23 protein-coding genes are annotated in these 24,042 nt (G+C 67.2%); 14 read left to right on the forward strand and 9 right to left on the reverse strand.

Annotated features, from left to right (window positions below; genetic code table 11):
• Window positions 1-58: 58 nt before the first annotated feature.
• The 7 genes from LZ686_RS15345 to LZ686_RS15375 form a co-directional block, all read right to left on the reverse strand.
• A complete protein-coding gene (locus tag LZ686_RS15345) occupies window positions 59-850 on the reverse strand; it encodes a cytochrome c1 (protein ID WP_046000445.1) in 792 nt (263 codons plus the stop codon).
• 14 nt (window positions 851-864) lie between these two features.
• Complete coding sequence (gene petB, locus LZ686_RS15350; protein ID WP_045982685.1) at window positions 865-2,205, reverse strand: cytochrome b; 1,341 nt, start codon at window positions 2,203-2,205, stop codon at window positions 865-867.
• A gap of 11 nt (window positions 2,206-2,216) precedes the next feature.
• Window positions 2,217-2,780 (reverse strand): ubiquinol-cytochrome c reductase iron-sulfur subunit, encoded by a 564-nt coding sequence (petA, locus tag LZ686_RS15355; protein WP_045982684.1) that lies wholly within the window; start codon window positions 2,778-2,780, stop codon window positions 2,217-2,219.
• Window positions 2,781-2,958: 178 nt separating this feature from the next.
• The gene (gene radC, locus LZ686_RS15360) at window positions 2,959-3,717 is read right to left on the reverse strand and encodes a RadC family protein (protein ID WP_045982683.1); all 759 of its coding nucleotides are present in this window, start codon (window positions 3,715-3,717) and stop codon (window positions 2,959-2,961) included.
• A gap of 42 nt (window positions 3,718-3,759) precedes the next feature.
• Window positions 3,760-4,923, reverse strand: coding sequence for a molecular chaperone DnaJ (gene dnaJ, locus LZ686_RS15365; RefSeq protein ID WP_349548364.1), 1,164 nt, complete (start codon window positions 4,921-4,923; stop codon window positions 3,760-3,762).
• An 83-nt stretch (window positions 4,924-5,006) separates the two neighbouring features.
• Complete coding sequence (gene dnaK, locus LZ686_RS15370) at window positions 5,007-6,923, reverse strand: molecular chaperone DnaK (protein ID WP_148910604.1); 1,917 nt, start codon at window positions 6,921-6,923, stop codon at window positions 5,007-5,009.
• Between the two features lie 193 nt (window positions 6,924-7,116).
• A complete protein-coding gene (locus LZ686_RS15375) occupies window positions 7,117-7,938 on the reverse strand; it encodes an ABC transporter permease (protein ID WP_045982680.1) in 822 nt (273 codons plus the stop codon).
• A 123-nt stretch (window positions 7,939-8,061) separates the two neighbouring features.
• Here LZ686_RS15375 and cysQ point away from each other — a divergent pair, with 123 nt between their 5' ends.
• The 8 genes from cysQ to LZ686_RS15415 all read left to right on the forward strand — a co-directional run bounded on the left by cysQ (window position 8,062) and on the right by LZ686_RS15415 (window position 16,955).
• Complete coding sequence (cysQ, locus tag LZ686_RS15380) at window positions 8,062-8,859, forward strand: 3'(2'),5'-bisphosphate nucleotidase CysQ (RefSeq protein ID WP_349548365.1); 798 nt, start codon at window positions 8,062-8,064, stop codon at window positions 8,857-8,859.
• Between the two features lie 2 nt (window positions 8,860-8,861).
• Window positions 8,862-9,662, forward strand: coding sequence for a 3-deoxy-manno-octulosonate cytidylyltransferase (locus LZ686_RS15385; RefSeq protein WP_127897482.1), 801 nt, complete (start codon window positions 8,862-8,864; stop codon window positions 9,660-9,662).
• 176 nt (window positions 9,663-9,838) lie between these two features.
• Window positions 9,839-10,735, forward strand: coding sequence for a UTP--glucose-1-phosphate uridylyltransferase (locus LZ686_RS15390; RefSeq protein WP_045982677.1), 897 nt, complete (start codon window positions 9,839-9,841; stop codon window positions 10,733-10,735).
• 3 nt (window positions 10,736-10,738) lie between these two features.
• Window positions 10,739-11,725 (forward strand): UDP-glucose 4-epimerase GalE, encoded by a 987-nt coding sequence (gene galE, locus LZ686_RS15395; RefSeq protein WP_127897481.1) that lies wholly within the window; start codon window positions 10,739-10,741, stop codon window positions 11,723-11,725.
• Window positions 11,722-12,744: a glycosyltransferase family 2 protein gene (locus LZ686_RS15400; protein ID WP_349548366.1), complete on the forward strand. Its 1,023-nt coding sequence runs from the start codon at window positions 11,722-11,724 to the stop codon at window positions 12,742-12,744. Before galE ends, LZ686_RS15400 begins: the two co-directional genes overlap by 4 nt.
• 103 nt (window positions 12,745-12,847) lie before the next feature.
• Window positions 12,848-13,867 carry a glycosyltransferase family 2 protein gene (locus LZ686_RS15405; RefSeq protein ID WP_127897479.1) on the forward strand — a complete coding sequence of 340 codons (1,020 nt, stop codon included), beginning with the start codon at window positions 12,848-12,850 and terminating at the stop codon, window positions 13,865-13,867.
• A complete protein-coding gene (locus LZ686_RS15410; RefSeq protein WP_349548367.1) occupies window positions 13,864-15,567 on the forward strand; it encodes a DUF5927 domain-containing protein in 1,704 nt (567 codons plus the stop codon). Before LZ686_RS15405 ends, LZ686_RS15410 begins: the two co-directional genes overlap by 4 nt.
• Entirely contained in the window at window positions 15,564-16,955 is a 1,392-nt protein-coding gene (locus tag LZ686_RS15415; protein ID WP_349548368.1) for a hypothetical protein, read from the forward strand. Before LZ686_RS15410 ends, LZ686_RS15415 begins: the two co-directional genes overlap by 4 nt.
• 28 nt (window positions 16,956-16,983) lie before the next feature.
• Here LZ686_RS15415 and LZ686_RS15420 read toward each other — a convergent pair whose 3' ends face one another.
• Window positions 16,984-18,372: a phosphohexomutase domain-containing protein gene (locus LZ686_RS15420; protein ID WP_045982672.1), complete on the reverse strand. Its 1,389-nt coding sequence runs from the start codon at window positions 18,370-18,372 to the stop codon at window positions 16,984-16,986.
• Between the two features lie 149 nt (window positions 18,373-18,521).
• Between LZ686_RS15420 and LZ686_RS15425 the strand changes: the two genes are divergently transcribed.
• From LZ686_RS15425 to LZ686_RS15450, 6 genes are all read left to right on the forward strand, one after another.
• Window positions 18,522-18,923 (forward strand): ketosteroid isomerase-related protein, encoded by a 402-nt coding sequence (locus LZ686_RS15425; RefSeq protein WP_349548369.1) that lies wholly within the window; start codon window positions 18,522-18,524, stop codon window positions 18,921-18,923.
• A complete protein-coding gene (locus LZ686_RS15430; RefSeq protein ID WP_349548370.1) occupies window positions 18,920-19,504 on the forward strand; it encodes a GNAT family N-acetyltransferase in 585 nt (194 codons plus the stop codon). Before LZ686_RS15425 ends, LZ686_RS15430 begins: the two co-directional genes overlap by 4 nt.
• On the forward strand, window positions 19,501-20,352 hold the full coding sequence (locus LZ686_RS15435) for a carbon-nitrogen hydrolase family protein (protein ID WP_347917561.1): 852 nt from the start codon (window positions 19,501-19,503) through the stop codon (window positions 20,350-20,352). The genes LZ686_RS15430 and LZ686_RS15435 overlap by 4 nt, the downstream gene beginning before the upstream one ends.
• 75 nt (window positions 20,353-20,427) lie before the next feature.
• Complete coding sequence (arfB, locus tag LZ686_RS15440; RefSeq protein ID WP_127897474.1) at window positions 20,428-20,847, forward strand: alternative ribosome rescue aminoacyl-tRNA hydrolase ArfB; 420 nt, start codon at window positions 20,428-20,430, stop codon at window positions 20,845-20,847.
• Entirely contained in the window at window positions 20,844-21,299 is a 456-nt protein-coding gene (locus tag LZ686_RS15445) for an NUDIX hydrolase (protein ID WP_349548371.1), read from the forward strand. The genes arfB and LZ686_RS15445 overlap by 4 nt, the downstream gene beginning before the upstream one ends.
• A gap of 6 nt (window positions 21,300-21,305) precedes the next feature.
• The gene (locus LZ686_RS15450; protein ID WP_295168000.1) at window positions 21,306-22,736 is read left to right on the forward strand and encodes an inorganic phosphate transporter; all 1,431 of its coding nucleotides are present in this window, start codon (window positions 21,306-21,308) and stop codon (window positions 22,734-22,736) included.
• Here LZ686_RS15450 and pncB read toward each other — a convergent pair.
• Complete coding sequence (gene pncB, locus LZ686_RS15455; RefSeq protein ID WP_046000433.1) at window positions 22,733-24,025, reverse strand: nicotinate phosphoribosyltransferase; 1,293 nt, start codon at window positions 24,023-24,025, stop codon at window positions 22,733-22,735. The two genes, LZ686_RS15450 and pncB, sit on opposite strands and share 4 nt — an antisense overlap.
• Window positions 24,026-24,042: the final 17 nt, after the last annotated feature.

A 24,042-nucleotide genomic window follows, 5' to 3' on the forward strand; every position in this document is an offset into this window, starting at 1 on the left:
TGTGAAAAGACGCGCCCGTTGCGGGGCGCGTCCTGTCATGTCGACCTGTCGTGCAGGATCAGGCGGGCAGCTTGCCCTTGTGGGGCGCCCACAGCCGCTTGTTCACGACATAGAGCAGCGCGCTGAGCAGCACTAGGAACAGCACCGCGACCAGCCCCACGGACTTGCGGTCCATCATCTTGGGCTCGGCGGTCCACATCAGGAAGGCCGCGATGTCCATCGCCATCTGGTCGACGGTCGCCTCGGTGCCGTCCTCGTAGGTGACCTGACCGTCGGACAGCGGAGCCGCCATGCTGATCCAGCCGCCGGGGAAGGCGGTGTTGCCGTGCAGCAGCGTGCCGGCCTGTTCCTGGTCCTCGCCGGTATAGCTGGTCAGCAGGGCGTGGATGTATTCCGGACCGCCCATGCCGTTGACCAGCTGGCTGAGGCCGGTGCCGAAGGGGCCGTGAAAGCCCGCGCGGGCCTTGGCCATCAGCGACAGGTCCGGGCCCATGCCGTCACCCGAGGTTGCCGGGAAGTGATCGGTGATGGTGCGCGGACGCTCCTCTCCGATCGCGTCGTCGAAGACCGGCAACAGTTCGGCCGCATAGGCGCGGACCTGATCCTCGGGCAGGCCGGGGCCGCCTTCATCCGCCAAGGTGCGGATGGCGACGTATTTCAGGCCGTGGCAGGCCGAGCAGACCTCGGTATAGACCTGCAACCCGCGCTGCAGCTGGAACTGGTCGTATGCGCCGAACGGACCCTCGTGCGGGAAGGCGACATCCTCGATGTGCCCGCCTTCGCCTGCGGCCATCGCCGGTCCGGACAGGCCAAGGGCCGTGACGGCGGCGATCGCTAGTGCTTTCAGCATGATCCTTGGTCCTCTCATTCGGCCGGCTGCGTCAGGCTGGTTCCACCAACCTTGGGCGCGTAGTGTTCGTTGAAGTCTTCCTCGATCGTGGCGGGCATGGGCTCCGGCTTCTCGATCACGCCCAGCAGCGGCAGGATCACCAGGAAGTAGCCGAACCAGTAGGCCGCGGCAGCCAGCGCGATGTAGGGATAGGGCCCCTCGGTGGGCATGGCACCGACCCAGGTCAGGACGACGAAGTCGACCGCCAGCAGCCAGAACCACCACTTGAACTGCGGACGATAGCGGCCCGAGCGCACGCGGCTGGTGTCCAGCCAGGGCGCCAGGCCCATCACCACGATGGCGCCGAACATCGCCAGCACGCCGAAGAACTTGGCGTCGACGATGCCGAAGGTCACGAACTGGACCAGCTGGACCAGCCACACCTCGGCGTCGAAGGCGCGCAGGATCGCGTAGAAGGGCAGGAAGTACCATTCGGGCACGATATGCGCGGGCGTGGCCAGCGCGTTGGCCTCGATGTAGTTGTCCGGGTGGCCCAGGTAGTTGGGCATGAAGCCCACGATCGCGAAGAACACGGCCAGGATGACGGCCAGCGCGAACAGGTCCTTGATGACGAAGTAGGGCCAGAAGGGCAGGGTGTCCTTGGCGGCCTCCTCCTTGCTGGTGCGACGCACCTCGATGCCGGTCGGGTTGTTGTTGCCCGTGGTGTGGAAGGCCCACACGTGGACGATGACCAGGCCCGCGATGATGAAGGGCAGCAGGTAGTGCAGCGAGAAGAAGCGGTTCAGCGTCGCGTTGCCGACCGCGGGTCCGCCAAGCAGCCAGGTCTGCAGCGTTTCACCCACGCCCGGAATGGCGCCGAACAGGCCGGTGATCACGGTCGCGCCCCAGAAGGACATCTGACCCCAGGGCAGCACGTAGCCCATGAAGGCGGTGGCCATCATCAGCAGGTAGATCAGCATGCCGATGATCCAGGTGACCTCGCGCGGGGCCTTGTAGCTGCCGTAGTAGAGGCCGCGGAAGATGTGCAGGTACACGGCCACGAAGAACAGCGACGCGCCGTTCATGTGGATGTAGCGCAGCATGTAGCCGCCGTTGACGTTGCGCATGATGTGCTCGACGCTGGCGAAGGCCATGTCGACATGCGGGGTATAGTGCATCACCAGGACGATGCCCGTGACGATCTGCAGCACCAGGCAGAAGACCAGCACGATCCCCCAGATCCACATCCAGTTCAGGTTCTTGGGCGTGGGGATCATCAGCGTGTCGTAAAGCACGCCGGCGACGGGCAGGCGGCGGTGAAGCCAGCGTTCGAAGCCCGACTTGGGCTCGTAATGGTCGTGCGGAATTCCGGCCATGATAACCCTCCTTAACCCAGCTGAATGGTGGTGTCGTTCACGAACGACGCCAGCGGAATATGCATGTTCTGCGGCGCGGGCCCGCGACGGATGCGGCCTGCGGTGTCGTAATGGCTGCCGTGGCAGGGGCAGAACCAGCCGCCGAAATCGCCCGCGCCGTCACCGATGGGCACGCAGCCCAGATGGGTGCAGACGCCGATCTGGACCAGCCATTCGCCGGTCTCGTCCAGCGCGCGGTTCGCGTCGGTGGCGGGCGATCCGTCGGCCAGATTGGGGTTCTGGGCGTTCTGGTCGGGCAGCTCGCTCAGCTCGACCGCACGTCCGGCCTCGATCTCCTCGGGGGTCCGGCGGCGGATGAACACGGGCTTGCCCAGGAACAGCACGGTGATCTGCGACCCGGCGGCGACGCCGCTGACATCGACCTGGATCGAGGCCAGCGCCTGCACGTCGGCCGAGGGGTTCATCTGATTCACAAGGGTCCAGGCGGCGGCACCGGCGGCCACCGTGCCTGCGCCCGCCGTGGCATAATAGAGGAAATCCCTCCGGGTGCCTACGTGGTCATCTGCGTGGGACACGGGTCATACTCCAATTCGGGCCGTCAATGCAGGCCGATACGACATTCCGGGCCGCGTCCGAAACGCAGCCTTCGCGGGGCGGTTCTAGCCCTCAATTCCTCGTCAGTCCAGATGATAAGCCGTCGCGGGCCGTTGCAATTCGACGCATCGGGCACAAATGCTGCACCCCCCGCGGGGATCAGAGCAGGCCCTCGGACCGGAACGACAGCTCGCGCGACTTGCCGATGATCAGGTGGTCGTGGATGGTGATTCCCATGCTTTCCGCGGCCTGCCCGATGCGTGCCGTCATGGCGATGTCGCTGTCCGAGGGGGTCGGATCGCCCGAGGGATGGTTGTGCACCAGGATCAGCGCCGAGGCGTTCAACTCCAGCGCCCGGCGGATGATCTCGCGCGGATAGACGGGGACGTGGTCCACCGTGCCACGCGACTGCTCCTCGTCCGCGATCAGGACGTTCTTGCGGTCCAGATACAGCACGCGGAACTGCTCGATCTCGCGATGCGCCATCGCGGTGTGGCAGTAATCCAGCAGCGATTGCCAGCTGGACAGGACCGGGCGGTGCATGATGCGGGCGCGGGCCATGCGCTGCGCCGCGGCCTCGACGATCTTCAGCTCGGTGACGACCGCGGGTCCGACACCGTCGACCGCCTGCAGCCGGGCGGGCGGCGCGGTGACCACGCGGTTGAAATCGCCGAAGGTCTCGATCAGGCGGCGGGCCAGCGGTTTGACGTCCTGGCGCGGGATGGCGCGGAACAGCACCAGCTCCAAAAGCTCGTAATCGGGCATCGCGGTCGCGCCGCCCTGCAGGAACCGTTCGCGCAGCCGTGCCCGGTGATCGGCCAGATAGGAGGGAGCAGCCTTGGTGGCCGGCACCACGTCATCCGCGGCCGGGCTGAACAGGGGCAGGGGCATTTCGCCAAAGGAACGATTCGGGTCCATGTGCGGAACATGAACCCGAATCGGTAAAGGAACGGTTAACCCTTAACGGGTCATCCCTTCCCAGAACCCCTTCACCTTGTCGAAGAAGCTGTCCGATTGCGGGCTGTTGTCGGCCTTCTCGGCCTCGAACTCTCGCAGCAGCTCCCGCTGGCGGGGCGTCAGGTTGACCGGCGTCTCGACGGTCAGCTCGATCAGCATGTCGCCGAAATCGCCCTGCGCGCCGGGGCCGTGGCGCAGGGGCGGCATGCCCTTGCCGCGCAGGCGCATCTGCCGGCCCGTCTGGCTCCCGGCGGCGACCTTGACGCGGGCGCGCCCGCCGTCGATGGTCGGCACCTCGACCTCGCCGCCCAGGGCGGCGGTGGCCATGCTGACCGGCACCTGGCAGGCCAGCGTCTTGCCGTCGCGCAGGAAGATGGCGTGGTCCTGGACCTCGATGAAGATGTACAGATCCCCGGCAGGACCGCCACGCAGCCCCGCCTCGCCCTCTCCGGCCAGCCGGATGCGGGTGCCGGTCTCGACACCGGCGGGAATGTTCACCGACAGCGCGCGGTCGCGTTCCATCCGGCCCGCACCGTGGCAGGCCTTGCACGGGTTCTTGACGATCTGGCCCGCGCCGCCGCAGGTCGGGCAGGTGCGCTCGACGGTGAAGAAGCCCTGCTGGGCGCGGACCTTGCCCATGCCTGCGCAGGTCGGACAGGCGGCGGGCTGGGACGCGCCCTCGGCCCCGGTGCCGTCGCATTCGCCGCAGGCGACCGAGCCGCGCACGGTGATGGGCTTTTGCACGCCGACATAGGCGTCCTCAAGGCTGACGCGCAGGTTGTAGCGCAGGTCCTGCCCGCGCTGCGCCCGGGCACGCCCGCCACCGCCGCCGCCGCGACGGCCCATCATGTCGCCGAACAGATCCTCGAACACGTCGGCGAACGCCGCGCCGAAATCGCCCGGATGCTGGCCGCGGGCACCGCCACCGCCGCCCATGCCACCCTCGAAGGCGGCATGGCCGAAGCGGTCATAGGCGGCCTTCTTGGTATCGTCCTTCAGGCAGTCATAGGCCTCGTTCGCTTCCTTGAAGCGGGCCTCGGCTGTCGCATCGTCCTGGTTGCGGTCGGGATGCAGCTCTTTGGCCTTGGTGCGGTAGGCCTTCTTGATCTCGTCGGTCGAGGCCCCGCGCGTGACCCCGAGCACTTCGTAGTAACAACGCTTGCTCATGTGTCGTCCTGTTCAGCTGTCCCCATGAAACAGGCCGGCCCGCGGGAAAGGCGGGCCGGCCCGGTCAGGGGATGCGGCCCCGATCAGCCGCGCTTCTTGTCGTCGCCCAGATCTTCGAAATCGGCGTCCACGATGTCGTCGTCGACATCACGCGGGGCGTCGCGGTCCGACGGATCGGACTCCTCGGCGCTCTGCTGGTTCTTGTAGATCGCCTCGCCCAGGCGCATGGACGCGTCCATGACGTTCTGGATGCCCGACCGGATCTTGCCCGGGTCCTCGGACTTCAGCGATTCCTCCAGCGCGCCGATGGCCAGCTCGATCGCCTCGACGGTCGAAGCGTCGACCTTGTCGCCATGCTCGGACAGCGACTTGTTGGTCGAGTGGATCAGGCTTTCGGCCTGGTTCTTGGCCTCGACCAGCTCGCGGCGGGTCTTGTCGGATTCGGCGTTCGCCTCGGCATCCTTGACCATCCGCTCGATGTCCTCGTCGGACAGACCGCCCGAGGCCGCGATGGTGATGGTCTGCTCTTTGCCGGTGCCCTTGTCCTTGGCGGCCACCGACACGATGCCGTTGGCGTCGATGTCGAAGGTCACCTCGATCTGCGGCATGCCGCGCGGCGCGGGCGGGATGTGCTCCAGGTTGAACTGGCCCAGCATCTTGTTGTCCGCGGCCATCTCGCGCTCACCCTGGAACACGCGGATCGTCACGGCGCCCTGGTTGTCCTCGGCGGTCGAGAAGATCTGGCTCTTCTTGGTCGGGATGGTCGTGTTGCGGTCGATCAGGCGGGTGAACACGCCACCCAGCGTCTCGATGCCCAGCGACAGCGGCGTCACGTCCAGCAGCACGACGTCCTTGACGTCACCCTGCAGCACGCCGGCCTGGATGGCGGCGCCAAGGGCCACGACCTCGTCGGGGTTCACGCCCTTGTGGGGCTCCTTGCCGAAGAACTCGGTGACCTCGGCCACGACCTTGGGCATGCGGGTCATGCCGCCGACCAGGACGACCTCGTCGATGTCGCCCTTGGAGCAGCCGGCATCCTTCAGCGCGTCCTGGACGGGCTTCATGGTGCGCTTGATCAGGTCAGCGACCAGGCTTTCCAGCTTGGAGCGGGTCAGCTTGACGACCAGGTGCAGCGGGGTGCCGCTGTTCTTGTCCATCGAGATGAAGGGCTGGTTGATCTCGGTCTGGCTGGAGGAGGAAAGCTCGATCTTGGCCTTTTCCGCGGCTTCCTTCAGACGCTGCAGGGCCATCTTGTCCTTGGACAGATCGACGCCGTGTTCCTTTTTGAACTCGTCGGCCAGATAGTTCACGATCCGCATGTCGAAGTCTTCGCCACCCAGGAAGGTGTCGCCGTTCGTGGACTTCACCTCGAACAGGCCGTCGTCGATCTCCAGGATGGTGATGTCGAAGGTACCGCCGCCAAGGTCATAGACCGCGATCGTCTTGGTTTCCTTCTTGTCCAGACCATAGGCCAGCGCGGCCGCGGTCGGCTCGTTGATGATGCGCAGCACTTCCAGGCCGGCGATCTTGCCGGCGTCCTTGGTGGCCTGGCGCTGGGCGTCGTTGAAATAGGCCGGAACGGTGATCACGGCCTGGGTCACGGTCTCGCCCAGATAGGATTCGGCGGTCTCCTTCATCTTCTGAAGGATCATCGCGCTGACCTGCGCGGGGGAGTACTTCTCACCCTGCACCTCGACCCAGGCGTCGCCGTTGCCACCATCCGCGATGGTGTAGGGGACCATCTTGCGGTCCTTCTCGACGGCCTCGTCGCCCATGCGGCGCCCGATCAGGCGTTTCACGGCAAAGACGGTGTTGGTCGGGTTGGTCACGGCCTGGCGCTTGGCGGGCTGGCCGACCAGGCGTTCACCGTCCTTGAAACCCACGATCGAAGGCGTGGTGCGCGCGCCTTCGCTGTTCTCGATGACCTTCGGCTGGCTGCCGTCCATGATGGCGACGCAGCTGTTGGTGGTGCCGAGGTCGATGCCGATGACTTTTGACATATGTGTTTAACCTTCTCTTGCGGCGATATCTTGGACTGCGGGTCCGTTGCGGCCCCCGAGGCCCGATCCCTTGACGAACGGGCCGGAACCTCCGGACCGCTTCGGGGGTGTATATAGGGATGCAATTCAGCCCCGCAAGCACTGCCGCAGCGCAAAATCGGTGGTTTGGGCCCGCGAAACCGGGGCCATGACGCTACTGCGCGGCGCTCCAGCTGATGGATTCGTACTTGCGGGTCGTGAAGTTGATCAGCAGCCCCACCATCAGCGCCGCGATCGCGAACCACAGGGGGTAGAACAGCATCGTGCGATGGGGCGAATAGTTGATGAACAGGAAGCCGCGTTCCTGGTCGATCAGATGGAACAGCGGGTTCCACGCGAACCACGGCAGGATGAAGCTGGGGATCATGTTGGCGACGAAGAACTTGCCCGACGCGAACATGTTCACGCGCTGATAGACCATCGTCAGCACCTTGCAGGCCTGCGGGGACCAGGGGCGGATTCCCAGGAAGATCAGCCCGATCGCGCAGCCGGTGAACCAGGACACCACGAACAGCGACCCGGCGCCGACAGGGTCCTCGATCGTGATCGGCTGGAAGACCATGTGGTAGACCGACAGGATCACCAGGCAGCTGATCGTCTGGCGGTACAGCACCGCCAGCGCCGCCCCCGAGATCAGCACCGCCGCGTTCAGGGGTTCGTGCTTGATGATGCCCGACGACACCGAATGGCTGCCCGCGACCGCGCCCACGGCCTGCACGTGCAGCATGAAGATGAAGATCCCCGACATGATATAGAGCAGGAAATCCCCGCGGATCTGCGACCCGCCGATGCCGATCAGCGTGTACATGCCCAGAAACACCACGACGAAGACGACGCTTTGCATCATGGTCATGACCAGGCCCAGCACCGCATTGCGGTGTTCGGTGCGCAGGTTGTACACCGTCTGGTGATAGATCAGCGCGAAGGTGGTGAAGGCGGCCTGGAACAGGTTCCGGTTCTGGCGCTGCTTGAACAAGGGCGGTGCTCCGTCACTGGCGGCCCGGCGCTTGCCGATGGACCCGCCGCACATCATAAGAGGCGCAGCACCCCCGCACAATCGGGCAGCGGCCGCAGGCCTCTGGCAGGGAAAGGAAAGTGAATGCAATTCGACCGACTGATCACCGAAATGCGGCGCCTGGCCCTGCAGGCCGGCGACCGGATCATGCAGATCTATGAGGCCGACGATTTCGATGTCCGCGCCAAGTCCGATGATTCGCCCGTCACCGCCGCGGACGAGGCCGCCGATGCGCTGATCTCGGCCGGGCTGCGCGAGGCGTTCCCGGACACGCCCCTGGTGACCGAGGAGCAGGCCGACACCCACGGCCAGAGCCTGCGCACCTTCCTGATCGTGGACCCGCTGGACGGGACCAAGGAGTTTGTGCAGCGCCGCGGCGATTTCACCGTCAACATCGCCTATGTCCAGGACGGCGTGCCGGTGCGCGGCATCGTTTACGCCCCCGCCAAGGGGCGGCTGTTCTACACCACCGCCGACGGGCGGTCCATCGAGGAGACGGGCCCCTTCGGGGACGCGCCCGGAGAGACCCGCCCGATCGGCGTGAACCCGATGCCCGACAACCGCGGCCTGATGGTCGTCGCCTCCAAGTCGCATCGCGACGCGGCGACCGACGCCTATATCGACCGCTACGGCGTGCGCGACATGACCAGCGCGGGCAGCTCGCTGAAGTTCTGCCTGGTCGCCACGGGCGAGGCTGACCTGTATCCGCGCCTGGGCCGGACGATGGAATGGGACACCGCCGCGGGCGACGCCGTCCTGCGCGGCGCCGGCGGAGAGGTCGTGCGGTTCGACGACCACAGCCCCCTGGCCTATGGCAAGCCGGGGTTCGAGAACCCGTTCTTCATCGCCTATGCGCCGGGCGTCCTGCTGGTGAAGGAGTGACCATGTCGGTCGTCATCGTCATTCCCGCCCGTTTCGCCTCGACCCGCTATCCGGGCAAGCCGCTGGTCGAACTGCGCGGCGCGGGGGGGCAGGCGCGCAGCCTGATCCGGCGCAGCTGGGACGCGGCCGTCGGCGTGCGTGGGATCGACCGCGTGATCGTGGCCACCGACGACGACCGCATCCGCGACCACGCCCTGGCCTTCGGCGCGGAGGTGGCGATGACCAGCCCCGACTGCCGCAACGGCACCGAGCGCTGCGCCGAGGCGGTGGCGACCCTGGGCCTGACCCCCGAGATCGTGGTGAACCTGCAGGGCGACGCGCCGCTGACGCCTGCCTGGTTCGTTGAGGATCTGGTCGCCGGCCTGCGCGCCGATCCCGACGCGCAGGTGGCGACGCCTGTCCTGCGCTGTACCGGGGCGATGCGGGCCGACCTGATCGCGGACCGCCATGCGGGGCGCGTGGGCGGGACGACGGCGGTTTTTGGCCATGAGGGCCGTGCGCTGTACTTTTCCAAGGAGGTCATCCCCTTTGTTCCGGGTGACGTGGCCCCCGACGCGCCAAGCCCGGTCTTTCATCACGTGGGCGTCTATGCCTATCGCCCGGCGGCGCTGGCCGAATACGCCACCTGGCCCGAAGGCGCCCTGGAACGGCTGGAGGGACTGGAACAGCTGCGTTTTCTGGAACGCGGCCGCCATGTGCGCTGCGTCGAGGTCGAGGCACGCGGTCGGCAATTCTGGGAACTAAACAACCCTCAGGATGTTCCGCGTCTGGAGCAGATGATGCAGGACATGGCGATGATGTGATCGCCTGCCCCGCAGCGTTTGATCTTTGTGAATTTGCAGCGAATTCTCGACATTTGCTTGGCGACAAGCTGCCGAGAGCCTAACCTGCCCATTGAAGTCAATGTCGCTGCTGCACTAGGCATCGACGCCATTGCGGCGGGGACTGGTCCCGCCGAGCCATACAAAAGGTATCCGTCATGGGTCGCAAGGTTACAAAAGCCATCTTTCCGGTCGCCGGACTGGGAACACGATTCCTGCCCACCACCAAGAGCATCCCCAAGGAAATGCTGTCGCTGGTCGACAAGCCGCTGATTCAATACGCCATCGACGAGGCGCGCGCGGCAGGCATCAAGGAATTCATCTTCGTGACCTCGCGCGGCAAGGGCTCGCTTGAGGACTACTTCGACCACGCGCACGAGCTGGAATCCAGCCTGAAGAAGGCCGGCAAGACCGAGCTGCTGGAGATTCTGCGCGCGACGAACATGGATTCGGGCGCCATCGCCTATATCCGGCAGCACAAGGCCCTGGGCCTGGGCCATGCGGTCTGGTGCGCCCGTCGCCTGCTGTCGGATGACGAGCCCTTTGCGGTCGTGCTGACCGATGACGTCATCCAAGGCGAGCCCCCCTGCCTGCAGCAGATGATCGAGGCTTATGGCGAGACCGGCGGCAGCATGGTCGCCACGATGGAGGTCGCGCCCGAAAAGGCCAAGGCCTATGGCGTTCTGGACGTGGCCGAGGACATGGGCGCGATCGTGCGCGCCAAGGGCATGGTCGAAAAGCCCGCCACCGGCACGCAGCCGTCGAACTTGGCGGTGATCGGCCGCTATATTCTGGCGCCGACGGTCATGAAGAACCTCAACAAGCTGAAGCAGGGTGCCGGTGGCGAGATCCAGCTGACCGATGCTATCGCCGAGGAGATCCAGGCGGGCCGCGACGTGTTCGGCCTGCGCTTCCGCGGCCAGCGTTTCGATTGCGGTTCCAAGGCAGGCTTCCTGCAGGCGACCGTGGCCTTTGGCCTGGAGCGCGACGAGCTGAAGGACGAGTTCGCCGAGTACCTGCACGAGGTGATGTCCATGCGCCGGGCGGCCGAATAATCCATGTCGGATACGGTTCTGGTGACGGGCGGCGCGGGCTATATCGGCTCGCACGCCTGCAAGGCACTGGCGGCGGCGGGGTTCACCCCCGTCACGCTGGACAATTTCTCCACCGGCTGGCGCGATGCGGTCAAGTTCGGTCCGGTGGTCGAGGCCGACCTGATGGACCGTGCCGCCCTTGACGCGGCCTTCGCCGAACACCGGCCCGTGGCGGTGCTGCATTTCGCGGCCCTGTCCCAGGTCGGAGAGGCGATGGCCGAACCGGGCCTCTACTGGCGCAACAACGTCGCGGGGTCGCTGAACCTGATCGAGGCCGCAGTGGCCGCGGGCTGTCTGGATTTCGTCTTCAGTTCGACCTGCGCGACCTATGGTGACCGCGATGGCGAGATCCTGGACGAGGACACCCCGCAGGCGCCGCTCAATGCCTATGGCGCCTCCAAGCGCGCGATCGAGGACATGCTGACGGACTTCGGCGCGGCCCACGGCCTGCGTTCTGTGATTTTCCGGTATTTCAACGTCGCGGGCGCCGATCCCGACGGGCAGGTCGGTGAATTCCACCGCCCCGAAACGCATCTGATCCCGCTGATCCTGGATGCGGTCGATGGCAAGCGCGCGGCGCTGACCATCCACGGCACTGACTATCCCACCGCCGATGGCACCTGCATCCGCGACTATGTTCATGTGATGGATCTGGTCGACGCGCATGTGAAGGGTCTGGAATGGCTGCGGGCTGGACGCGAAAGCCGGGTGTTCTGCCTGGGCACCGGCGACGGATTCTCGGTCCGCGAGGTGGTGGACGCGACGCGCTCGATCACCAACCGCGAGGTGCCGATGCTGGACGGCCCGCGCCGGGGCGGCGACGCGGTCAAGCTGGTCTGCGGCAGCACGCGCGCCAAGGCCGAACTGGGCTGGTCGCCCGACCGCTCGACAATGCCCCAGATGATCGCGGATGCCTGGCGCTGGCATCAGACTGGCGATTACAGGCAGTGACACCGCGCGCGGCGTGGCAGGCCTATCGCCTGCGCTGGAAACGCCGCGAACTGATCTGGCGCGCCCTCAGGGCGCGCCATCTGCTGCAGCCGGTCGCCGACCGTACCGCCGCCATCCGCCCCGCCGCCATCCTGGCCGTGACCACCCTGCGCAACGAGATCGCGCACCTGCCGGGGTTTCTGGACCATTATCGCCGCTTGGGCGTCGCGCATTTCCTGATCGTCGACAATGCCGGCACGGACGGGTCGGACCGGTTTCTGGCCGCCCAGCCCGACGTGTCGCTGTGGCGCTGCGACGCCAGCTATCGCGAAGCGCGGTTCGGGCTGGATTGGGCCGGCGCGCTGCTGTGGCGCTTCGGGCGGGGGCATTGGTGCGCGACCGTCGATGCCGATGAATTGCTGGTCTATCCCCATCACGATACCCGGCCGCTGCCCGATCTGACGGGCCATCTGGATCGGATCGGGCAGCCGGGGTTGGGGGCGGTGATGCTGGACCTGTATCCGTCGGGGCCTCTGGGCACCGCCGATGCGCCGCCGGAGGCGCCGCTGACACGGCGTCTGCCCTGGTTCGACGCGGGGCCATGGCGGTCCAGCAGGGCGGTGCCGCGCCAAAACCTGTGGTTGCAGGGCGGTGTCCGCGACCGTGTTTTCTTTGCCGATGCCCCGCGGCGCGCGCCGACGATGAACAAGCTGCCGCTGATGCGCTGGACCGGGCGGGCCGTCTATGTGAACTCGACCCATTCGATCCTGCCACCCCGGCTGAACCTGATCTATGACGGGCCGGGCGACGCGCGGCTGTCGGGCGCGCTGCTGCACGGCAAGTTCCTGCCCGACATCGTCGCCAAGTCGCATGAGGAACTGGGTCGGCGCCAGCATTTTGCGGATCCGGATGCCTATGCCGCCTATCACCGCGCGGTGGCGGCCGGGCCGCGGCTGCACGGGCCAGAATCCGTGCGATTCACGGGGTGGCGGCAGCTTGTCGACCTTGGCCTGATGGGCACAGGCGACTGGCCGCGTTGACCAAAGCGCTGAATGGGCTTGCCAAAACGGGGTGTCCTGCACATTGCTAGGGCATGACGTCGCGCCGCACATCTTCTGCCGATCGCCGGTCCGCGTGATGCGCATGGGCCGGTTCCCGATCCCCGACCGCCTGCGGCGCAGGGCCGAACGGCAGTACCTGATCGCGCGCGCGTTCAACCGGCGGCGGGCCCTGCGGCCTGTTGTCAACCGCACTGCCCAGATCCGCAAGAACGACATCCTCGCCCTGGTGACGATGCGCAACGAACGGGTGCGGTTGCCGTTCTTTCTGAACTATTACCGCAACCTGGGCGTGAATCACTTTCTGTTCGTGAACAACGACAGCGACGACGGCAGCGGCAATTATCTGGCCGAACAGCCCGACGTGTCGCTGTGGTGGACCAATGCCGGCTACAAGCGGTCGCGGTTCGGGATGGACTGGATCAACAGGCTTCTGGCAAAGTACGGCCACGGGCATTGGTGCCTGACCGTCGATCCGGACGAGTTCCTGATCTATCCGCATTGCGATTCGCGCCCGCTGCCCGCCCTGACCGACTGGCTGGAGGCCTCGGGGCGGCGCAGCTTTCCGGCCATGCTGCTGGACATGTACCCCCGCGGCCATATCGAGGACGAACCTTATGCCGAGGGGACGGACCCGTTCACCATCGCCCGATGGTTCGATCCGGCGAACTATACGATCAGCAAGAACCCCTATTACGGCAATCTGTGGATCCAAGGCGGTCCGCGCACGCGCAAGTTCTTCACTGCCGAACCCCTGTCCGGCCCGGCGCTGAACAAGACCCCGCTGGTCAGGTGGGACTGGCGCTATGCCTATGTCAGTTCGACCCACATGCTGCTGCCCCGCCATCTGAACATGGTCTATGACGAGGCCGGCGGAGAGATGGCATCGGGCTGCCTGCTGCACGCCAAGTTCCTGTCCACCTTCGCCGACAAGTCCGCCGAGGAGCTGGACCGTCGCCAGCATTATGCCAACAGCAAGGAATACAAGGCGTATCACGCCGGGCTGCGCGGCGGCACCGACCTGTGGTGCAGCGAATCGCGCGAATACGACGACTGGCGCCAGCTGGAGGATCTGGGGCTGATCTCCCGGGGGAACTGGGCATGACGGGCCCGGTGGAGGTGCGCCGTGTCAGGCTGGGGGTGGTGCTTCTGTGCCATGCGCGCCTGGACGTGGCGGCCCACATGGCGCGGATCTGGGTCCAGGGCGGCGCTCGGGTGGCGATCCATGTCGATGCCAAGGCCTCGGCCCGGTCGGTGGCGCGGATGCAGGTCGAACTGTCCGACCTTCCCGGCATCGTCTGGTCGCGGCGCCATACCTGCGACTGGGGCCGCTTCAGCCTGGTGCGCGCCACCCAGGATGCGGCGCGGCTGCTGCTGGACAGCTTTTCCGACGTCACCCATGTCTATCTGGCATCCGGGGCCTGCCTGCCGCTGCGCCCGGTGCGCGACCTGACGGCGTTCCTGGCGCAGGACCCCGACCGCGACCATATCGAAAGCGTCAGCGCCATCGATGTCGGCTGGACCGTCGGCGGGCTGAACGAGGAACGCTTTACCCTGTTCTATCCGCTGGACTGGCGCAGGCGGCGCTGGCTGTTCGACCGCCTGACCGACTGGCAGCGCCGCCTGGGCATCCGCCGCAGGCTGCCCAAGGGACTGACCCCGCATCTGGGCGCGCAATGGTGGTGCCTGACGGTGACGACGCTGCGCGCGATCCTGGACGATCCGCGCCGGGCCGAGTTCGACCGCTATTTCCGCATGGTCTGGATCCCGGACGAAAGCTATTTCCAGACGCTGGCGCGGCGCCACGCGACCCGCATCGAAAGCCATTCGCTGACCCTGGCCAAGTTCGACCACGACGGCAGGCCCTATCAACTGTACGACGACCACGCCCTGATGCTGGAGGAGTCGCGCTGCTTCGTGGCGCGCAAGGTCTGGCCCGAGGCCGCGCATCTTCTGGCGCATTTCCCGCGTCCGGCCGGTGCCCGCCCCGATCTGTCCGCGCCCCAGCCCCAACGGATCGAACGTCTGATCAACCGGACGGTCCGCCGCCGCCTGCTGGGGCGGCCCGGCCTCTACATGCAGTCGCGCTTTCCGCGCAAGGATGCCGAGAACGGCAAGACTTCGGCCCCCTATGCGATGTTCCAGGGCTTTTCCGACATCTTTCCCGGCTTCGAGGGGTGGCTGTCCGCGCAGGTCGATGCCGATGTCCACGGCCACCTGCTGGGGCCCGAGACGGTGGAATTCGGCGGCCGCCCGCAGATCGGGCCGGGGGCGATCTCGTCCAGCACGCTGATCCGCGACCGCGACCCGCACGGGTTCCTGGCCGCGCTGATCCGTATCACCACGCGGATGCAGGTGTTCCAGTTCAGCCCGCGCGACAACCAGGCGCTGAACTGGTTCATCGCCACGGACCCGAACGCCCATATCCATGTGGTCACCGGGGCCTGGATGCTGCCGCTGCTGCGATCGGACATGCCCTTCGACGACATCCGCCGGGTCACGGCCCTGCTGCAGCGGGCCGAGATCGCGCAGATGGACGTGCTGAATTCGGTCTGGGTCAAGGCGCGCGTGCATGTCCATGAACTGTCCGACTTCCTGGCCCGCCCCCAGGAGATGCTGTTCCAGTCCCTGGCCCAGCTGCCGCGCCTGGCGGACGCGCCCACCGACATGCCGCAGATGCGCGACCTGCACGGGCTGCCCGAGCTGCTGCGGCGGCTGCGCAATTCCGGGCTGCGTCCGCGCATGTTCGGCGACGGCCTGCCCATGCCGGACATCCCCCTTCCCGAAAGGACCGCCGCCGAATGACCGTTCCGTTCCGCCGCTTCGTCATCTTCGCCGAGATGCGCACGGGCTCGAACCTGCTGGAGGCGACGCTGAACGCGCTGCGGGGCGTTACCTGCTTTGGCGAGGCGTTCAACCCCTACATGATGGGCTGGCCCGACAAGGACGAATTGCAGGGCGTCACCCGCGCCCAGCGCGAGGCCGACCCGATGGTCCTGCTGGACAGGCTGTTCGACCGGCCCGGACACCTGCCGGGCTTCCGCTATTTCCACGATCACGATCCGCGGGTCTTCGACGCGATCATGCATGACCCCGAATGCGCCAAGATCGTGCTGACCCGCAACCCGCTGGACAGCTATGTCTCGACCCAGCTTGCGCGCGAGACGAACCAGTGGAAGCTGAACGAGACAGAGACTCCGATCCCCGCCGCGATCACCTATGACGGGCCAGAGTTCCGCGACACCATCGCGGCTGTCGAGCGGTTCCAGCTGCGCGTGATGCACCGGTTGCAGGTGACCGGGCAGACCGCCTTCTGGCTGGGATACGAGGACCTGCGCGACCCCGAGGTGATGACCGGGCTGGTCCACTGGCTGGGCCGCACCGACATCGCACGGGTCGAACCCGCCAGCGACCAGGTGCCCCAGAACCCTCGCGAACTGGCCGACAAGGTCCGCAATTTCGACGAGATGCAGGCGGACCTGGCGCAGATCGATCCGTTCATGCTGCGCCGTATCCCGAATTTCGAACCGCGTCGTGGCCCCTCCGTGCCCAGCTTTTCCGCGGTCGAGGCGGGTCAGGGGCTGATCTTCATGCCGGTCCGCTGCGGGCCGGGGGATGCGGTGCGCGACTGGATGGCGACACTGGGCACGGTGTCGGGCGATTTCACCCAGACCAGCCTGCGCCAGTGGAAACGCCAGCATCCCGGCCATCGCAGCTTTGCGGTGCTGCGCCACCCGCTGCACCGGGCCTGGACGGCGTTCCGGCAGCTGCTGACCGACAGCCGCCCCGAACTGCGTCAGCTGATGCGCGACGTCCATCGGGTGGCGCTGCTGCCGGACGCGGCATTGGCGGGGATGGATCGTCAGGCGCAGCTGGAGCTGTTCGCACAGTTCCTGGCCTTCCTGAAACGCAACCTGAACGGCCAGACCACGCTGCCCACCCATGCCGGTTGGGCCAGCCAGTCCGAGGTGATCGCCGGGTTCAGCCGGGTGGCCAGCCCCGACATGCTGATCCGCGAGGACCGCATCGCCGACGAACTGCCCACGCTGGCCCGCGCGGCAGGGATCGACGACGCGCGCCTGGCGGGGCTGAAGGTTCAGCCGATGCCCCATTTCCTGCGCGACAAGGCCCTGCTGCAGGCCGCGCGTCAGGCATATCTGCGCGACTACATCGCCTTTGGGTTTTCGGACTAGGGGGCGGGCCTTTCGGCCCGCCTGCCCGTCACGCCTTGAGCAGCGCCGCCAGTTCGGCCTGCTTTTCGCGCACCAGCGCCGCGTCGCCGTCGGATTCGACGTTCAGGCGCACCACCGGTTCGGTGTTCGACTTGCGCAGGTTGAACCGCCACTTGCCAAAGTTCAGCGAAACCCCGTCCAGGTCGTCCCGGCTGTCGGCCTGCGGCTCGTAGGTTTCGATCAGGCGCGCGATGGCCGCATCCGGGTCCGAGATGGTGTAGTTCGTCTCTCCGGACGACGGATACAGGCGCATCCGCTCTTCCAGCATCTCGGCCAGGGTCATGCCCTTGCGCGACAGCAGTTCGATCATCAGCAGCCACGGGATCATGCCGCTGTCGCAATAGTAGAAGTCGCGGAAATAGTGATGCGCCGACATCTCTCCGCCATAGATCGCGCTGACATCGCGCATCTTGCGCTTGATGAAGGCGTGGCCGGTCTTGGACACCACGGCCTCGCCACCGGCCTCTTCGATCATGGCACGGGTGTTCATGATCACGCGGGGGTCATGGACGATCTTCTCGCCGGGCGACTTCTCCAGGAATGCCGCGCCCAGCAGGCCCACGATGTATTCCCCGGGAATGAAGCGCCCGTTCTCGTCGAAGAAGAAGCAGCGGTCGAAATCGCCGTCCCAGGCCACGCCCAGGTCGGCCTTTTCTTCCTTCATCCGCGCGACGGTGGGGGGCTGGTTCTCGTCCAGCAGGGGGTTGGGGATGCCGTTGGGAAAGCTGCTGTCGACGTTGTGGTGCATCCGCACGAAGGTCAGCGGCGCGCCCCGACGCTCCAGCTCCTCGGCGATCGCGTCGAAGGTCGGGCCCGCGGTGCCGTTGCCGGCATTCACCACGATCTTCATCGGGCGTAGCGCGGCCACATCGACGAAATCGGCCATGCGCGATGCGTATTCGGCGCGGGCATGGCTGAAATCGGTGACGCTGCCCTTGGTGGTGGGGGCGAATTCGCCGTTGGTGGCCAGATCGACGATGGGCGGCAGTTCGGTCGCCGGGTCCAGCGGCGCCGAACCGCGACCCACGATCTTCATGCCGTTGTAGTTGATCGGGTTGTGCGAGGCCGTGACCTCGATGCCGCCATCGGTGTCCTGGTTGCCGGTGTGGAAATACACCTCCTCGGTGCCGGCCAGGCCCAGGTCCAGCACGTCGGCGCCGCCGTCGGTCAGGCCCTCGATCAGCGCCGCGGCCAGTTCGGGCGAGGATTCGCGGCTGTCGCGACCCACGACGACGCGCTTGGCGCCGCGCGCCTGCGCAAAGGCGCGACCGATGCGATAGGCGACGTCCGCATCCAGGTTCTTGCCCAGCTCTCCGCGCACGTCATACGCCTTGAAGCAGGTGATCTCGCGTTTGCCCAGCTGATCGCGATTGTCCATGAAGTCCTCCGGTTCCTGTTTGCATCAGCGCTAACAGGTTCAAACCGTTTTTCAAGGCCGCCGGGGCCGGATTGGTTCCCTCGGACCTTGGGATCAGGTGACGGCGCGCGTTCGGCACGCTAGCCTTGCGCAAAAGCAAGGAGACCCCGATGGATGCCAAGGCCCTGATCGCCGCCTATTACGACGCCTTCAACGCGGGGCGCACCGACGACATGCTGGCGCTGCTGCATGACGACGTCGAGCACCACGTGAACGAGGGCAAGATCCGCCGCGGCCGCGCGCTGTTCGCGGAATTTAACGCCCACATGACCGAAAGCTATCGGGAAAACCTGACCGACATGGTCATCATGGCCAACGAGGCGGGCGACCGCGCGGCGGCGGAATTCGTCGTGAACGGGACCTATCTGAAGACCGATCCCGGCCTGCCCGAGGCCCGCGGCCAGACCTATCGCCTGCCTGCGGGCGCGTTCTTCACCGTCCGCGACGGCCGCATCGCGCGGGTGACCACCTATTACAACCTGGCCGACTGGATGGCCCAGGTCGGCGCATGAGCGTCGCGGTCCGCGTCCTGACCGGCGATGCGCTGGCCGACGCGCTGCCCGACGTGGCGCGCCTGCGCATCGACGTGTTCCGCGACTGGCCGTACCTGTATGACGGCGATGCCGATTACGAACGCGACTATCTGCGCTCCTACCAGTCGCCCGGCGCGGTCGTGGTCGCCGCGATGGACGGGGACCGGATCGTGGGGGCGGCCACGGGCGCGCCGATGTCGGATCACGCCGCCGATTTCGGCGCGGCATTCGCGGATCGCCCTGAACCGCTGTCCGACATCTTCTATTGTGCCGAATCGGTGCTGCTGCGGGCCTATCGCGGGCACGGGCTGGGCCATGCGTTCTTCGACGCGCGCGAGGATCACGCCCGCGCCCTGGGCGCACGCTGGTCGGCCTTCTGCAGCGTGATCCGCCCCGCGGATCACCCGATGCGTCCGGCCGAGTACTGGCCGCTGGATGCGTTCTGGCGCAAGCGCGGCTATGCGCCCCTGCCGGGCGTCGTCGCACAGTTCGCCTGGAAGGACCTGGGCCAGGCCACCGAGACCGAAAAGACCCTGCAATTCTGGATGAAATCGCTGTGAAGATCGCCGCCGCCGCCTATCCGATCGACTGGTTCGACAGCTTCGACGCCTATGCCGCCAAGCTGGCACGGTGGGTCTCCGATGCTGATGCCGATCTGCTGGTCTTCCCCGAATACGGCGCGATGGAGCTGGCATCCCTGTCCGGGCGCGCGGTCGCCGGCGATCTGGAGGCCAGCCTGCATGCCGTGTCGGCGCTGGACCCGCAGGTCAGGGCGCTGCATGCGGACCTTGCGGCGCGGCACGGCTGTCACATCCTGGGCGCGTCGGGGCCGGCCTTCGACGGCGCGCGCCCGGTCAACCGTGCGGTGCTGTATGGCCCCGACGGTGTGATCGGCCACCAGGACAAGCAGATCATGACCCGGTTCGAACGCGAGGAATGGCATGTCACCGGCGCGCCCGGCCTGCGGATCTTCGACACGACCTTGGGGCGGATCGGCATCCTCATCTGCTATGACAGCGAGTTTCCGTTGCTGGGACGGGTACTGGCGCAGGCCGGGGCGCAGCTCCTGCTGGTGCCCAGCTGCACCGACACGGTCGCGGGGTTCAGCCGGGTGCGCATCGGCGCGATGGCCCGCGCGCTGGAAAGCCAGTGCGTCGTGGTCCAGGCGCCTACCGTCGGCCCCTGCGACTGGATGCCCGCGCTGGACGAGAACCGGGGCCGCGCCGCGATCTATGGCCCGCCCGACGGTTTCTGGCCCGAGACCGGGATCATCGCCGAAGGAGAGATGGACGCACCGGGATGGGTGCGCGCGACCGTCGATCTGTCCCGCGTCGATGTCAGCCGCAGGGACGGCGCGGTCCTGCCCTTCGCGCATTGGCCGGAACAGGAACCCTGTCGCCTGATCTGAGGACAGCCGGAATTTACACTGTGTTAACCGGTTTGCGCTTTAACTGACCCCGGATCGCGCCATATCCTGAAGGTCATGCTGCATGTCACCGAAACCATCGCCATCCAGGAATGGGAACTGTCCGAACAGTTCACCCGGTCTCAGGGACCGGGCGGGCAGAACGTGAACAAGGTCGAGACCGCGGTCGAGCTGCGGTTCGAGGCCGCGACATCCCCCAGCCTGACCGACCCGGTCAAGCGGCGGCTGCAGCGGCTGGCCGGGCGGCGCTGGACGCAGGACGGGGCCGTCCTGATCCTGTCCCAGGAAACCCGCAGCCAGGCCCGAAACCGTGAACTGGCCCGCGAACGGCTGGCCGACCTGATCCGCCAGGCCCTGGTCGCGCCCAAGCGCCGCATCGCCACCCGCCCCACCCTGGGCAGCCAGCGCCGCCGCCTGAAGGCCAAGTCGGTGCGCGGAGAGGTCAAGTCCCTGCGCGGCAAGGTGGAGGACGAATGAGCGTCTGGCGCCGGACCCTTGATCTGCTGCTGGGGCGGCGGCCGGTGCTGATGCAGGTCGGCGCGATCTGCCGCGACCCGGCCAGCGGCAACGTCCTGCTGATCACCAGCCGCGACACGGGCCGTTGGGTCATTCCCAAGGGCTGGCCGATGGAGGGGCGCACCCTTCCCGGCGCCGCAGCCCAGGAGGCCTGGGAGGAGGCCGGCGTGCGCGGGCGCATCCGCCCGGCCGAACTGGGCCGCTTCCGGTACAGAAAGCAGCAGAACCAGGGCTATGCCGTCCCGGTCGAGATGCGTGTCTATCTGCTGTCCGTGGACAGCGTGTCAGACCGGTTTCCCGAGGACCGGCAGCGCAAGCGTCGCTGGTTCGCCCCGGTCGAGGCCGCCCGCATGGTGGTCGAACCGGGGCTCAAGCAGATCCTGGCCGGTCTGGACCGCCCCGATGCCGCCTGAGCCGGCATGACGCACCGCCCCGGCTTTCGCGCGCTGGACAAGGATCTGGGCCGCATCGGCCATGCCGAGGTCGCACAGATGCATGCCTTCCGTCCCGTCTGGCGGCTGGGGCTGGCGGTGCTGGCGCTGGTGGGCGGGTTGCTGATGGTCATGGCGCTGTCGGGTGCCGCGCCCGGCATGCTGGCCATCGGGGCGGGGCTGGTGGTCGCGGCCTGGCTGGGCGTGGCGATCGGGGCGAACGACGTTGCGAACTCACTGGGTCCGGCGGTCGGGGCGGGGGCCATCGGACTGCTGCCCGGGCTGGCGCTGGTCGCCGTCGCGGGCGTGGCGGGGGCGGTGCTGGCTGGGGGCGCGGTGTCGGCCCGTCTGGCGGGCGGCATCGTCCAGCTGGCACCCCTGGCCGAGGGCGGGCGCGCCCCGATGATGATGGTCGCCGCGCTGATCGGGGCGGCAGTCTGGATCACCCTGGCCACGGGCATCGGCCTGCCGGTCAGCACGTCGCATTCCATCGTGGGTGGCATCGCGGGGGCGGGGGCGGTGGCCCTGGGCCTGTCGGCGGTGGCTTGGGGGACGCTGGCGATCATCGCATCTGTCTGGATGGTGACGCCGGTGGTGGCGGGGGGCTTGGCCGGCGGTCTGCTGATCCTGCTGCGCCTTAAGGTGGTCGAGGCGCCGGACCGCGCCGGGGCGGCGCTTTTGTGGCTGCCGCTGCTGGTCGGCCTGATGGCGGCGCTGTTTTCGGCCTATGTCGTGGTGCTGCTGGACTTGGGACCGCTGGCCGCCTGTGCGGCGGCCGCGCCGACCGGGGCGGGCGCGCTGTGGCTGACGCGGCGCAGCGTGCTGCGCGAGTTGGCACGCCATCCGCGTAAACCAAGCACCAAGTCGCTGCTGCGCCCCGCGCTGGTGATGTCCGTGCTGATCCTGGGCTTTGCCCATGGCGCCAACGACGTGGGCAACATCGCGGGACCGCTGTCGGTGGTCCTGCGCGGACAGGGGATGTCGACCGCGATCGGCGTGGTCCCGGTGCTGGTGCTGGCGGGCGGGGGGCTTGCCATCGCCACCGGCACGCTGCTGTTCGGGCGCCGCCTGGTCCACATGGTGGGCAGCGGCATCACCAAGCTGAACGCGGGGCGCGCCTTCTGCGTGTCGCTGGCCACCGCCGTGACAGTGCTGGGCGCATCGGCCCTGGGCCTGCCGGTATCGACCACCCATGTGGCGGTCGGCGGCATCTTCGGCGTGGGCTTTGCGCGCGAATGGCTGGACCGTCGCCGCGGCAGCCGGTCCGAGGCTCTGCCCGCGGACGAGACGCGCCGCCGCATCCTGGTGCGGCGCAGCCATGTCGTGACCATCACCGCCGCCTGGCTGGTGACACTGCCGATCACGGCATCGCTCGGGGCGCTGGCCTGTCTGCTGGTGCTGTGGGCGACCGGGGTCTAGACCGTGACCGACAGCGCCTGCTGGACGCCCACCCCGAAGACGCGCTTGTAGCGTTCGATCTCGGCCGCGGGACCGGTGGCCTTGGCGGGGTTGTCCGACAGCTTGACCGTGGGCCGCCCGTCGGCCGCCACTGCCTTGCAGACCAGGCTGAAGGGCGCCAGCCCGTCCCCCGGCACCAGCCCGCGAAAATCGTTCGTCAGCAGCGTGCCCCAACCGAAGCTGACCTTGACCCGGCCGTGGAACTGCCGATGCAGGGCCAGGATCTTGTCCACGTCCAGCCCGTCGGAAAAGATGATCAGCTTGCCCCGCGGGTCCTCGCCGCGCGACTGCCACCAGCGGATCGCGGTCTCGGCGCCCGTGGCCGGGTCGCCGCTGTCGATGCGGATGCCGGTCCAGCCCGCCAGCCAGTCCGGCGCGCCCGCCAGGAACCCTTCGGTGCCGTAGGTGTCGGGCAGGATGATGCGCAGGTTGCCGTCATGCTCCTCGTGCCAGTCGGCCAGCACGTCATAGGGCGCCTGGCGCAGGGCCGCGTCGCCATCGGCCAGGGCCGCGCGCACCATCGGCAGCTCGTGTGCATTGGTACCGATCGCCTCGATGTCGCGGCGCTGCGCGATCAGGCAGTTCGAGGTGCCGGTGAAGCGGTCGCCCAACCCCTCGATCATCGCCTGCACGGCCCAGTCCTGCCACAGGAAGCTGTGCCGCCGGCGGGTGCCGAAATCGGCGATGCGCAGGTCGGGCAGGGCGCGCATGGCCTGGATCTTCTCCCACAGGCGGGTCATGGCGCGGGCATAGAGGACCTGCAGCTCGAACCGGCCCATGTCCTTCAGGACCGCGCGGGACCGCAGCTCCATCAGGATCGACAAAGCCGGGATCTCCCACAGCATCACCTGGGGCCAGGGGCCCTCGAAGGTCAGCTCGTACTGGCCGTCGCGCTTGTCCAGGTGATAGGCGGGCAGGCGCAGCCCCTCCAGGAACTCCATGAAGTCGGGGCGGAACATCTGCCGCTTGCCATAGAAGGTGTTGCCGCGCAGCCAGGTGCTCTCTCCGCGGGTCAGGGACAGCGACCGCACATGGTCCAGCTGCTCGCGCAGCTCGCCCTCGTCGATCAGGTCGGCCAGGCGGACATCCTTGCTGCGGTTGATCAGACTGAAGGTGACGGTGGTGTCCGGGCTGTTGCGGAACACCGACTGGCACATCAGCAGCTTGTAGAAATCGGTGTCGATCAGCGACCGGACGATCGGGTCGATCTTCCATTTGTGATTGTAGACCCGCGTGGCGATATCGGCCATGACGCTGTTTCCTTGAC

Origin of the sequence: Paracoccus sp. NFXS7 (genome assembly GCF_040148865.1) — a bacterium.
Classification (GTDB): Bacteria; Pseudomonadota; Alphaproteobacteria; order Rhodobacterales; family Rhodobacteraceae; genus Paracoccus; species Paracoccus marcusii.